The sequence below is a fragment of the Stenotrophomonas sp. STEN021 genome (genome assembly GCF_056760175.1).
Map to the genome: position 1 here is coordinate 16,719 of NZ_JBRREH010000033.1, position 12,707 is coordinate 29,425.

The window sequence follows — 12,707 nt, forward strand, 5'->3', positions numbered from 1 at the left end:
CAAGCATGGCTCGGCACTACATCGCTGATCCGTTGCTGTTTTCCGGGCAAAAGAAAAGCGGGCACGAGGCCCGCTTTTCTTCTCAGCGATAAACCACCACAGCCTTACTCGGCCGGGGTGCCCTCGCCTTCTTCAACGGCCTTCATCGACAGGCGGATACGGCCCTGCTTGTCGACTTCCAGCACCTTGACCTTGACCACATCGCCTTCCTTCAGCACGTCGCCAACCTTCTCGACGCGGTCGCTGGAGATCTGCGACACGTGGACCAGACCGTCCTTGCCCGGCAGGATGGTGACGAATGCACCGAAGTCCATGATCTTGGCGACCTTGCCTTCGTAGATGCGGCCCGGCTCGACGTCCGAGGTGATCTGCTCGATGCGGGCCTTGGCGGCCTGGGCAGCGGCGTTGTTCACCGAAGCGATGGTGATGGTGCCATCGTCCTGGATGTCGATCTGGGTGCCGGTTTCCTTGGTGATGGCCTGGATGGTGGAACCACCCTTGCCGATCACTTCGCGGATCTTGTCCGGGTGGATCTTGATGGTCAGCAGACGCGGCGCGTAATCCGACAGCTCGGCGCGCGGCGAGGTCAGGCCATGGGCCATTTCACCCAGGATGTGCAGACGGCCAGCCTTGGCCTGCTGCAGTGCCTGCTTCATGATCTCTTCGGTGATGCCTTCGATCTTGATATCCATCTGCAGGGCAGAGATGCCCTCGGCGGTACCAGCGACCTTGAAGTCCATGTCGCCCAGGTGATCTTCGTCACCCAGGATGTCGGACAGGACGACGAAACGCTCGCCTTCCTTGACCAGGCCCATGGCGATACCGGCAACCGGCGACTTGACCGGCACGCCGGCGTCCATCAGGGCCAGCGAGGAACCACAGACCGAAGCCATCGACGAGGAGCCGTTGGATTCAGTGATTTCCGACACCACGCGAATGGTGTACGGGAAGGCTTCCAGCGACGGCATCACCGCCAGCACACCACGCTTGGCCAGACGGCCGTGGCCGATTTCACGACGCTTCGGCGCACCGAAACGACCGCACTCACCGACCGAGTAGGGCGGGAAGTTGTAATGGAACAGGAAGTTTTCCTTGTACTCACCGGCAACGGCGTCGATCACCTGGCCATCACGGGCGGTGCCCAGGGTGATGGTCACGATGGCCTGCGTTTCACCACGGGTGAACAGCGAGGAGCCATGGGTTCGCGGCAGCACGCCGGTCTTCACCGCGATCGGGCGGACGGTGTCCAGCGCACGGCCGTCGATGCGGACCTTGGTGTCCAGCACCGCGTTACGCATGGTGCTGTATTCCAGCTCGCCGAACTCCTTCGACAGCTCGGCCGGGTTCCAACCTTCAGCGGCAACGCGGCCAGCCAGGGTCTCGACCACGTCCTTCTTGATCGCCGAGATGGCGTCACGACGCTGCAGCTTGTCACGCACCTGGAAGGCTTCGCCGAGCTTGCCGCCGACGGCTTCCTGCAGGGCGCTGATCAGCGCGGTGTTCTTGGCCGGGGCAACCCAGTCGCTCGGCTTGGTGCCGGCTTCAACGGTCAGCTCGTTGATCGCGTTGATGACCTTCTGCATCTCGCGGTGACCGAAGGTCACGGCGCCCAGCATCACGTCTTCCGACAACAGTGCGGCTTCGGATTCCACCATCAGCACGGCATTGGCGGTACCAGCGACCACCAGCTCCAGCTGCGATTCCTTCAGCTCCGACACGGTCGGGTTGAGGATGTACTGGCCGTCCTTGTAACCGACCTTGGCAGCACCGATCGGGCCCTTGAACGGGGTGCCAGCCAGCGACAGTGCGGCCGAAGCACCGATCAGGGCGGCGATGTCGCCGTCCACTTCCGGGTTCAGCGACATCACCGTGGCGATGATCTGCACTTCGTTCTTGTAGTCTTCCGGGAACAGCGGACGGATCGGACGATCGATCAGGCGCGAAATCAGCGTCTCTTTTTCGGTCGCACGGCCTTCACGCTTGAAGAAGCCACCCGGGATACGGCCACCGGCGTAGAACTTTTCCTGGTAATCGACGGTCAGCGGGAAGAAGTCCTGGCCTTCGCGCGCGCTCTTGGCGGCGACGGCAGTGACCAGCAACACGGTGTCGTCCATCTTGACGATGACTGCGCCGCCGGCCTGACGGGCGATTTCGCCGGTCTCAAGCGTGACGGTGTGTTTGCCGTACTGGAAGGTTTTGGTGATTTTTGCCACGGGGGATCCTTGAAATGCTTTCTTAGATTGGTCCGATGCCAACCCATGCTGGCAGCGGCTGGCCGGGCGGTTCCGGCCGTCTACTACGATTTTGAAGCGCTTAAAACAAAGCCGCGGCGCATCGCTGCGCCGCGGCGGATATCGATTAGCGGCGCAGGCCGAGCTTTTCGATCAATGCTTTATAGCGTGCGACATCCTTGTTCTTCAGGTAGTCGAGCAGGCTACGGCGGCGGTTGACCATCTGCAGCAGACCACGGCGGCTGTGGTGATCCTTCTTGTGTTCCTTGAAGTGGCCGGTCAGCAGTTCAATGCGAGCGGTCAGCAGGGCGACCTGGACTTCCGGGGAGCCGGTATCAGCAGCGCCGCGCTTGTTTTCTTCAATGACTTTCTGGGTGTCGATCGACATGGTTTTTCTCTTCAGATGCGGGGCCGGCAGGAACGTCACATGACGCACCGCGCAGCTCGCCGATTAATAGGCTGCCCACTGATGCGGACAGTTGCCCTTTCAAGGGCCGCAAAATTGTAACGGTCACAACCATCCGGGACAAGGCGGGAGTGCCCTTGAAGGTACTGTCCGCCGTTGCCCGTTCAGAGATTGAAGCGGCGCTGCGGGCCCAGCCGCCCGCCCTCTTCCACCTGGCCCAGGCCCAGCGGTTGGCCACCTTCGCCATAAACCACCACCAGGCCAATCGGCCAGGCCGGATTGCGCAGGCGCTGACCCAGGCAGAACCGGGCCGCCTGGGCAGCATCCAGCTCGACCCGGGCGAACTGGCTCAAGCCCTGTTCGATCGGCAGCAGCCAGTCAAGCAAGGCGGCTTCGTCACCGGATTCAGCCACCGCGCGCAGCGCATCCAGGCCAATCATCTTCGGCGTCATGAACGGCTCTACCCACAACCGGCGCAGCGCGGTGACATGCGCGCCACAGCCCAGCAGTTCGCCGAGGTCGCGGGCGATGCTGCGGATATAGGTGCCCGAGCCACAGGTCACGCGCAACGACAGACACTCGCCCTCACGGGCCAGCACTTCGATTGCCTGCACCTGCACTTTACGCTCGGGCGCTTCGATGGCCTCGCCGCGACGGGCCTTGGCATACAGCGGTTCACCGCCCTGCTTCAATGCCGAATAGATCGGCGCACGCTGCACGATGGTGCCCGTCAGGCTGGCCAAGGCCGCCTGCAACTGCGCATCACTGAATTCAGGCACCGGCCGCTCGCGCAGCACCGCACCATCGGCATCATCGGTATCCGTGGTACTGCCCAGCTTGATCTCAGCGTCATAGGCCTTGGCCGAGCCCAGCAACAACCCTGCGATCTTGGTCGCCTCGCCAAAGCACAGCGGCAACAGACCGGTGGCCAGCGGATCAAGGCTGCCGGTATGGCCACCCTTTTCGGCGCGGAACAGACGACGCGCAACCTGCAGCGCCGTGTTGGAGCTCATGCCGGCCGGCTTGTCGAGCAGAACGATGCCGTCCAGGCGGCGGAATTGGATTCGGGGACGCATGCAACACCATAGGCAGGCTGGCGTGCATTCGGCACACCGGGCAGAAACGGGAACGCCGCCTGCGCCAATGCGCAGGCCAGACATGACAACAGCCCTTTCGGGCTGCTGCGGTTACTCTTTATCGGTGCCTTTGTCGGCGTCGGCCTCAGGCTCCGCCGGCGGCACCAGGTCGCGCAGCAGATTGTCGATGCGCTCACCACGGTCGACCGAATCGTCGTAGTGGAAATGCAGTTCCGGCACGTGCCGCAACTTCATCGCCTTGGCCAGCGACATACGCAGCTCAACCGTCAGCTCACGCAGCCCCTTCATCGCCTCGTCCGCACGTTCCGGCATCAGCGCGGTCACGAAGATCTTGGCATGGGCCATGTCACGGGTGACTTCCACGTCCGACACACTGACCGAAGGCAGGCCGAATTCACGCACGGCAGCATGCACCAGCGTGCCCAGATCACGGCGGATCTGTGCAGAAACACGGTCGGTACGATGGAAAGTCTTAGGCATCAGGCAAGTATCAGCAATAAAGAGTGAATTTCAATGAAACCGGAAGGGAACCACCCGCTGCAGCCGCATTCACGGCCACAACTCGCGATTCCCCGATCCGGCTGCTGGAGGTTCCGCTCGTCAGGACCCGCCTCAGCGAATCCCGACTCCCGACACCTCGATCGCAGCCGTTACAGCGTGCGCGGCACTTCGATACGTTCGAAGCACTCGATCTGGTCGCCCGGCTTGACGTCGTTGTAGGCCTTCACGCCGATACCGCACTCGGTACCGTTGCGAACTTCTTCGACGTTTTCCTTGAAGCGACGCAGCGATTCCAGCTCGCCTTCGAACACCACCACGCTGTCGCGCAGCACGCGGATCGGCTTGTTCCGCTTCACCACGCCTTCGATGATCATGCAGCCTGCAACCGCGCCGAACTTGGAGCTGCGGAACACGTCGCGGACCTGGGCGATACCGATGATCTCTTCGCGGATTTCCACGCCGAGCAGACCGGAAGCCACCTGCTTCACCTGGTCGATCACGTCATAGATGATCGAGAAGTAACGCAGGTCAACGCCGTTGGATTCAATGATGCGACGTGCCGAAGCATCCGCACGCACGTTGAAGCCGATGACGGTGGCCTTGGAAGCCACGGCCGAGTTGGCGTCCGACTCGGTGATGCCGCCAACGCCGGAGTGGATCACGTTGATGCGGATGTCGTCGTTGGACAGTGCGACCAGCGCCTGGCTCAGTGCCTGCACCGAACCCTGCACGTCAGCCTTGATCAACAGGTTCAACACCTGTTGGCCTTCGCCCTTGCCCAGCTGCGCCATGATGTCTTCCATGCGGCTACCCGCAGTGGCGACCAGGCGCGATTCGCGGCGCTTGGTTTCACGGGTCTGTGCAACGTCCTTGGCCAGACGCTCGTCTTCAACCACAACGAAGTCGTCGCCAGCTTCCGGCACACCGGACAGACCCAGCACCTGCACCGGAATCGACGGGCCGGCTTCGCCGACCTGGCTACCGGTTTCGTCGAACAGCGCACGCACGCGGCCATACTGAATGCCGCACACCAGATAGTCGCCCTTCTTCAGGACGCCCTGCTGCACCAGCACCGTCGCGACCGGGCCACGGCCCTTGTCCAGCGAAGATTCGATGACCACACCACTGGCGCGGCCGTCAGCCACGGCCTTGAGTTCAAGCACTTCGGCCTGCAGCGAAATCGCATCCAGCAGGTCGTCGATGCCCAAGCCGGTCTTGGCCGAGATTTCCACCATCTGCACGTCACCACCGAAATCTTCGGCCACGACCTGCTCAGCAAGCAGTTCGTTCTTGACGCGCATCGGGTCGGCCGAAGCCTTGTCGATCTTGTTGATTGCCACCACGATCGGCGCGTTCGCGGCGCGGGCATGCTGGATGGCTTCCTTGGTCTGCGGCATCACGCCATCGTCGGCGGCAACCACCACCACCACGATATCGGTCAGCTGCGCACCGCGGGCACGCATCGAGGTGAACGCGGCGTGGCCTGGGGTATCGAGGAAGCTGATCACACCCTTCGGCGTGGTCACGTGATACGCACCGATGTGCTGGGTAATGCCGCCGGCCTCACCGTTGGCAACCTTGGTGCGGCGGATGTAATCCAGCAGCGAGGTCTTGCCATGATCGACGTGACCCATGATGGTCACCACCGGCGCACGCGGCACGGCTACACGCTCATCAGCATCGCTGATGGCCAGCAGCGCGTCTTCGGCGTCGTTGTCACTGGCACGTACCACCTTGTGGCCGAGCTCCTCGACAACCAGTGCAGCGGTGTCGTGGTCGATCGACTGGGTGATGGTCGCCATCACGCCCATCTTGAACAGCGCCTTCACCACCTCGCCACCCTTGAGCGCGAGCTTCTGCGCCAGATCGGCGACGGTGATGGTGTCGCCAACGGCGACTTCACGCACCACCGGTGCGGTCGGACGTTCGAAGGCATGGCTGCCGCCACCGCTACGCGCTGCGTCATTGCCACGGCGGCCCTGCGGTGCACGCGCACCTGGACGACCGCGCGAATTCGTGTTGCTGCTGTTGCCGCGACGGGCACGATCAGAGGCCGACAGGTGCAGCTGGCCGCCGAAACGGTTGCCATCCCCACCTTCGTTGCGCTTGCCCGACTTTGCATTGGCATTGGCGTTGTTGCCACGCTCTTCGCGGGCAGGCGCGCGGGCCGGTGCAGCAGCGGCCGGGCGTGCGGCGCGCGGCGCCGGCGCTTCAACTTCGGGTGCCGGCTTTGCAGCAGCGGCCTTGGCGGCGGCTTCAGCAGCAGCCTTCTCAGCCTCAATGCGCGCGGCTTCAGCCTCCTCAGCAGCCTTTTTGGCAGCGATGCTTTCGTCGCGAGCGCGATCCTTCTCGGCCAGCATGCGCTGCTCGTCGAGATTGCGCTGACGCGACTCTTCGAGCTTGCGCAGGATGTCCGCACGCTCTTCGTCCGGCGTCATCGCAGGTTTGCCACCTTCCGGCTTGGTGTAGGTGCGCTTCTGGCGCACTTCCACATTGACGGTGGTCTTGCTGCGGCCAGCATTGACGGTCACTTCCTGATGCTTGCGGCGATTCAGGGTGATCTTCTTGGCTGCGGCTTCGGCGTCTTCGACCGGCTGCTCTTCCTTGCCATGCGAACGGCGGAGGAAGCCAAGCAGCTTCACTTTCTCGGTACTGGTCACGACCTGGTCGGGACCGCTGAACTTCATCCCGGCCTGGGACAGCTGTTCAAGCAGTTTCTCGACCGGCGTGTTGACCAGTTCGGCGAGCTTGCGGATGGTGGTTTGCTGCGACATTCGGATCCTATGATCTTGTTTGCGCCCCCTCGTCACGAACGAAGGCAGCGCGGAGTCTACGCCCTGAGCGGCTCAGGGCACTGTTCATCGCTGGCTCATTCGCCGCGCTCCAGGCGGGCGATCTCCTCGGCGCGGGCTGCCAGGACCAACGCCGCGGCGCGCTCCAGATCCATGCCCTCGATGCCGAACTCCAGAACCTCGTCGGCAGCCAGATCCGAAAGGTCCTCACTTGTGCGCACGCCGTGGCCAGCCAGCGCGTACGCGGTCGCCTCATCCATGCCCTTCAATGCCAGCAGGTCTGCTGCCGGCACACCGTCGTCAGCACCCTCTTCCACCGCCAGCGCTTCATTCAGCAGCGCATCGCGGGCGCGGGCGCGGAGTTCCTCGACGATGTCTTCGTCGAAGCCTTCCACCGCCAGCAACTCGCCAACCGGTACGTAGGCGATTTCTTCCACCGTACCAAAACCTTCGGACACCAGGATGCCGGCGATTTCTTCGTCCACTTCCAGCTTGTCCATGAACAGCTGGCGGGCGACGCCCTGCTCGGCTTCCGACTTGGCGGTCACCTGGTCCTGGGTCATCACATTCAGCTGCCAACCGGTCAGGCGACTGGCCAGACGCACGTTCTGGCCGCCCTTGCCGATTGCCTGGGCCAGACGGTCTTCCGCCACGGCCAGGTCCATCGAATGCTTTTCTTCGTCAACGATGATCGACTGCACTTCAGCCGGCGCCATCGCATTGATGACGAAGTTGGCCGGGTTGTCGTTCCACAGCACGATATCCACGCGCTCGCCATTGAGCTCGTTGGACACGGCCTGCACGCGCGAACCGCGCATGCCGATGCAGGCGCCGATAGGATCGGTGCGGCTGTCATGGGCCAGCACGGCGATCTTGGCGCGGTCGCCCGGGTCACGTGCACATGCCTTGATCTCAACCAGGCCCTGGCCGACTTCCGGCACTTCCAGCTTGAACAGCTCGATCATGAACTCCGGCGCGGCACGGCTGATGAACAGCTGCGGGCCACGCGGCTCCGAACGCACTTCGGCCAGGTAACCGCGCACGCGGTCGCCGGCACGCAGTACGTCACGCGGAATGCCCTTGTCCTTCGGAATGAAGGCTTCGGCATTGCCGCCCAGATCGACATAGATGTTGCCGCGCTCAGCGCGTTTGACCACACCGGTGACCAGTTCGCCAACGCGGTCCTTCCATGCATCCACCACCTGCTGGCGCTCGGCTTCGCGCACACGCTGGACGATGACCTGCTTGGCAGCCTGCGCTGCGATACGGCCGAAATCGGGGTTTTCAATCTGCTCTTCGATGTAGTCGCCGACTTCAACGCCGTCGGCTTCATCGATAGCGTCCATCAAACGGATCTGACGGTCCGGCGACTCCATCACCACGTCATCAGCGACCACTTCCCAGCGACGGAAAGTTTCGTAGGTGCCGTCCTTGTGGTTGATCGAAACGCGCGCCAGGACTTCTTCCTCGGCATAACGCTTCTTCGCGGCAGAAGCCAGTGCGGCCTCGATCGCGTCAAAAATGACTTCACGCGGCACGCCCTTCTCGTTGGCGACTGCGTCAACTACCAGCAAAAGTTCCTTGCTCATCGGCTCACTCCGCGCGCGGCTTTTTGGCCGCCGTTTCGTTATTGGAATTATTCTTGGTCTTGCCCTGCTTGGGGGCCGGACCCGTCGGTTTGGTCGGCGCCAGGCCCAAAGCGGCCCAGTCCGGAATGATGCGTGCCTTGTCGATGTTGTCGAACGAAGCCACGAACGGCTTGTTGTCGACCACGAAGGTCACCGTGCCCTGCTCCTGGTCAACCGCGACGATTTCGCCCTGCAGGCGACGACGGTTTTCCTGCGGCAGCTTCAGGCCAACCTTGGCGGATTCACCAATGGCGCGCTCGAACTGCTCCAGCGAGAACAACGGACGGTCCACGCCGGGCGAAGACACTTCCAGCGTGTAATTGCCGCTGATCGGGTCCTCGACGTCCAGCTGCGCGGAAACCTCACGGCTCACCCGCTCGCAGTCCTCGACATTGACCATGCGCTCAGGCTGCTCAGCCAGCGGCACATCGATATACAGGCGCAACGTTGCGCCGCCCGGGGCCGGCAGATATTCGGCGCCAAGCAGCTCGAGCCCCAACGCCTGCACGGTGGGGCCCAGCAGATTCGCGATTTCAGTAGCCTTGTCGCTCACAGCCAGCCTTGATTCGTAAGTTAGAGAACGGTTGTCACCCAACCGGGGTTTCTGATTTCCAGAAACAGCAAAGGGCCCACATGGGCCCTTTGTCCGTTTGGATCCGATGACCGGATCCCGGTTGCAAGAACGGAAGCAGCCGTTCTTGCGAGCCCAACTTTTGCCTCATCAACACATCGTGTTGCAAAGACCGAAGCTGGTAGCGGGGGCAGGATTTGAACCTGCGACCTTCGGGTTATGAGCCCGACGAGCTGCCAGACTGCTCCACCCCGCATCAGAAGCGGAATTATGAAGTAACCAAGCCGATAATGCAAGACTTATTTACTTCGCGTTTCTCTCAAATAGCTAGAGAAACCCGGAAAAACCCTTCCGGTTGAATCACTTATCGGGTGATTCCGACCTCTCCGCTGGGCGGCGAGGTCGTCAACTCAGGAGATGAATAATACACACTTCGCGCAGATTTGTAACGTCTTTTATTACAAATGTGCAAAAGAATTGCGCATCCACTCCATGATCGGGCCCAAACCGAGCGGCAGGAACAGCAGCAGCACGGAATTCACACCCAACACGATACCCAGGATACGGTCGTTGTTGCGCGGCAGCGGCTCGCCTACCGGCTCATCGAAGTACATGACCTTGATGACGCGCAGGTAGTAGAAGCAACCGATCACTGCACACAGCACACCGACCATGGCCAGCCACAGCAGGCCACCGTTGATGGCCGCGCTCAGCACCGACAGCTTGGTCCAGAAGCCCAGGAACGGCGGGATGCCGGCCAGCGAGGCCATGATGCACAGGACCAGGCCCGCCATCCACGGGCTGCGGGCGTTCAAGCCCTTGAAGTCTTCGATGTTCTCGGCCTCAAAACCGGCACGCGACATCGCGATGATCGCGCCGAACGCCGCGGTCGACATGATGGCGTAGGCGATGGCGTAGAACAGCGCGGCCGAATAACCCGCCTCGCCGCCACCGGCGATACCCATCAGCAGGAAGCCAATGTGCGACACGGTCGAGTAGGCCAGCATGCGCTTGAGGTTGGTCTGGGCGATGGCCATCAGGTTGCCGATGACCAACGACAGCGCAGCCAGGCCGGCCAGCACGTACTGCAGTTCGGCCGACAGCGGGCCAACACCCATTTCCAACAGGCGGTAAGCCATGCCGAACGCCGCCAGCTTCGGTGCCGAGCTGATGAACAGCGCGATCGGCGCCGGCGCACCCTGATAGACGTCGGGCAGCCACATGTGGAACGGGGCAGCACCCAGTTTGAAGGCCACGCCGGCAACCATGAACACCGCACCGGTCAACAGCAGCAGGCGCTCATCGGAATGGGCGATGGACGCGTGGATCACATCCAGGTGCAGCGAGCCGGTGGCGCCATAGATCAGCGACATACCGTACAGCAGCAGGCCCGAGGCCAACGAACCCAGCACGATGTACTTCATGCCGGCTTCGGCGGCGAGCTTGTTCTCACGGTTGCTGGCAACCAGCGCGTAGGAGCACAGCGCCAGCAGTTCCAGGCCCAGATAGACCATCAGCAGGCTGCCGGCCGAGACCAGGATCATCATGCCGGCGGTGGCGAACAGGATCAGCACCGGGATTTCGCCCTGGTACAGATTGCGCTCGCGCAGGTAGCTCCAGCCATAGATCAGGCTCAGGCCACTGACCAGCACCACGACGGTCTTCATGACGTCGGCGGCGTTGTCACGGATGAACATCCCGTGGAATACCTCGCCCTGCCCGCCCACGCCGTTCAACAGCATGATGAAGGCGACAGCGAGGATCGCCACCGAAATGAAGTGGGTCCAGACCTTGTGTTTGGTGCTGATGAACAGATCAAGGATCAGCAGGGCAAAGGCACCGCCAATCACTACCAGTTCGGGCAGCAACGGCAGCAGGTCGGTCGTGGTCAACGGCAGAGGCGTCGGCGTGGTCATCATCAAATCCTGGAATCAATACTCTCGACGAGCCGCTTACAGCAGCTTGCTTGAAGCGATCTGCATCGCCAGATGGGCGATGGACGGCTCCATCAGATCGGTCAGCGGCTTGGGATAGAAGCCCAGCACCAGCGTACCGACCGCAAACACGGTCATTACCAGCCACTCGCGACCATTCATGTCCTTCAGCTCGGCGACGTGGGCGTTACCCACTTCACCGAAGAACACGCGCTTGTACAGCCACAGCGAATAAGCAGCACTGATGATCAGCGTGGTCGCGGCGCCCAGGGCAACCAGCGGGTTCCACTGGAATGCAGCCAGCACGATCATGAACTCACCAACGAAGCCACTGGTACCCGGCAGGCCGGAGTTGGCCATGAAGAACAGCAGTGCGAACGCCGCGAACCACGGCATCACATTGACCACGCCGCCGTAATCGGCGATGCGGCGGCTGTGCATGCGGTCATACAGCACGCCCACGCAGGAGAACATCGCGCCGGACACGAAGCCGTGCGAAACCATCTGCACCATGGCGCCCTGCAAACCCAGACGGGCGGCGTCGGCGTTGCCGGCGTCACGCACCAGCCACAGCGCGGTGAAGGTGCCCAGGGTGACGAAACCCATGTGCGCGACCGACGAATAAGCAATCAGCTTCTTCATGTCGTCCTGCACCATCGCCACCAGGCCGACATAGATCACCGCCACCAGCGACAGCGCGATCACCAGCCAGGCCCACTCGTGGCTCGCGTCCGGAACGATCGGCAGGTTGAAGCGCAGGAAGCCATAGCCACCGATCTTCAATGCGATCGCCGCCAGGATCACCGAACCAGCGGTCGGCGCTTCAACGTGCGCGTCCGGCAGCCAAGTGTGCACCGGGAACATCGGCACCTTGACCGCGAAGGCGATCAGGAACGCGAAGAATATCCAGGTCTGTTCCTTGCCCGACAGCTGCAGCTGATACAGGTCGACCAGCTGGAAGCTGCCGCCCTTCATGTACAGGTAGATCAGCGCCACCAGCATCAGCACCGAGCCGAGGAAGGTGTACAGGAAGAACTTCATCGCCGCGTAGATGCGGCGCGGACCGCCCCAGACACCGATGATCAGGAACATCGGGATCAGCATGGCTTCGAAGAACACGTAGAACAGCATCGCGTCGGTGGCGGCAAAAATGCCGACCGTCACGCCTTCCAGGATCAGGAAGGCCGCCACGTACTGATTGACGCGTTTGTCGACCACGCCCCAGGCGCCGATCAGTGCCAGCACGCCGATCAGCGTGGTCAGCAGGATCAGAGCGATGGCGATACCGTCGACGGCCAGGTTGTAGCCGATGTCGAACGCCGGGATCCACGGATGTTGTTCGACGAACTGCATCACATCGGCAGCGCCGCGGTCGTAACCGCTGAGCAAGCCGAGGCTGAGCAGGAAGGTGAGCAGTGCCACCGCCAAGGATGCCCAACGGGCAGCCTGGGCGTTGCGCAAGGCAAGGATCAATGCACCGCCGATGATCGGCAGCCAGATGAGAACACTAAGTAGAGGCCAGTTCGACACGTCTTCTATTCCGTACA

At 62.2% G+C, this 12,707-nt stretch carries 9 protein-coding genes and 1 tRNA gene; all 10 read right to left on the reverse strand.

Annotation, left to right across the window (positions count from 1 at the left end; all coding sequences use genetic code 11):
* Positions 1 to 104 precede the first annotated feature (104 nt).
* The 10 genes from pnp to ACVOL0_RS09230 all read right to left on the reverse strand — a co-directional run bounded on the left by pnp (position 105) and on the right by ACVOL0_RS09230 (position 12,690).
* Positions 105 to 2,213 carry a polyribonucleotide nucleotidyltransferase gene (gene pnp, locus ACVOL0_RS09185; RefSeq protein ID WP_313173610.1) on the reverse strand — a complete coding sequence of 703 codons (2,109 nt, stop codon included), beginning with the start codon at positions 2,211 to 2,213 and terminating at the stop codon, positions 105 to 107.
* Positions 2,214 to 2,358: 145 nt separating this feature from the next.
* Positions 2,359 to 2,619, reverse strand: a complete 261-nt coding sequence (gene rpsO / locus ACVOL0_RS09190; RefSeq protein WP_057626688.1) for a 30S ribosomal protein S15 — start codon at positions 2,617 to 2,619, stop codon at positions 2,359 to 2,361.
* Positions 2,620 to 2,801: 182 nt separating this feature from the next.
* Positions 2,802 to 3,713 (reverse strand): tRNA pseudouridine(55) synthase TruB, encoded by a 912-nt coding sequence (truB, locus tag ACVOL0_RS09195; protein WP_481548829.1) that lies wholly within the window; start codon positions 3,711 to 3,713, stop codon positions 2,802 to 2,804.
* Between the two features lie 111 nt (positions 3,714 to 3,824).
* Positions 3,825 to 4,214, reverse strand: a complete 390-nt coding sequence (rbfA, locus tag ACVOL0_RS09200) for a 30S ribosome-binding factor RbfA (RefSeq protein ID WP_481548830.1) — start codon at positions 4,212 to 4,214, stop codon at positions 3,825 to 3,827.
* Between the two features lie 170 nt (positions 4,215 to 4,384).
* Positions 4,385 to 7,009: a translation initiation factor IF-2 gene (gene infB / locus ACVOL0_RS09205; RefSeq protein WP_481548831.1), complete on the reverse strand. Its 2,625-nt coding sequence runs from the start codon at positions 7,007 to 7,009 to the stop codon at positions 4,385 to 4,387.
* Between the two features lie 95 nt (positions 7,010 to 7,104).
* Positions 7,105 to 8,616 (reverse strand): transcription termination factor NusA, encoded by a 1,512-nt coding sequence (gene nusA / locus ACVOL0_RS09210; RefSeq protein ID WP_481548832.1) that lies wholly within the window; start codon positions 8,614 to 8,616, stop codon positions 7,105 to 7,107.
* A gap of 4 nt (positions 8,617 to 8,620) precedes the next feature.
* A complete protein-coding gene (rimP, locus tag ACVOL0_RS09215; protein WP_481548833.1) occupies positions 8,621 to 9,208 on the reverse strand; it encodes a ribosome maturation factor RimP in 588 nt (195 codons plus the stop codon).
* Between the two features lie 197 nt (positions 9,209 to 9,405).
* Positions 9,406 to 9,482 (reverse strand) — tRNA-Met (locus tag ACVOL0_RS09220).
* 202 nt (positions 9,483 to 9,684) lie between these two features.
* Positions 9,685 to 11,142: an NADH-quinone oxidoreductase subunit NuoN gene (gene nuoN / locus ACVOL0_RS09225; protein ID WP_481548834.1), complete on the reverse strand. Its 1,458-nt coding sequence runs from the start codon at positions 11,140 to 11,142 to the stop codon at positions 9,685 to 9,687.
* Positions 11,143 to 11,178: 36 nt separating this feature from the next.
* On the reverse strand, positions 11,179 to 12,690 hold the full coding sequence (locus ACVOL0_RS09230; protein ID WP_481548835.1) for an NADH-quinone oxidoreductase subunit M: 1,512 nt from the start codon (positions 12,688 to 12,690) through the stop codon (positions 11,179 to 11,181).
* Positions 12,691 to 12,707 lie beyond the last annotated feature (17 nt).

What these genes read in the sequence shown, in the direction of transcription:
- rpsO (WP_057626688.1), bottom strand. Translation starts at nt 2,619, where the DNA reads ATGTCGATCGACACCCAGAAAGTCATTGAAGAAAACAAGCGCGGCGCT.
- truB (WP_481548829.1), bottom strand. Translation starts at nt 3,713, where the DNA reads ATGCGTCCCCGAATCCAATTCCGCCGCCTGGACGGCATCGTTCTGCTC.
- rbfA (WP_481548830.1), bottom strand. Translation starts at nt 4,214, where the DNA reads ATGCCTAAGACTTTCCATCGTACCGACCGTGTTTCTGCACAGATCCGC.
- infB (WP_481548831.1), bottom strand. Translation starts at nt 7,009, where the DNA reads ATGTCGCAGCAAACCACCATCCGCAAGCTCGCCGAACTGGTCAACACG.
- nusA (WP_481548832.1), bottom strand. Translation starts at nt 8,616, where the DNA reads ATGAGCAAGGAACTTTTGCTGGTAGTTGACGCAGTCGCCAACGAGAAG.
- nuoN (WP_481548834.1), bottom strand. Translation starts at nt 11,142, where the DNA reads ATGACCACGCCGACGCCTCTGCCGTTGACCACGACCGACCTGCTGCCG.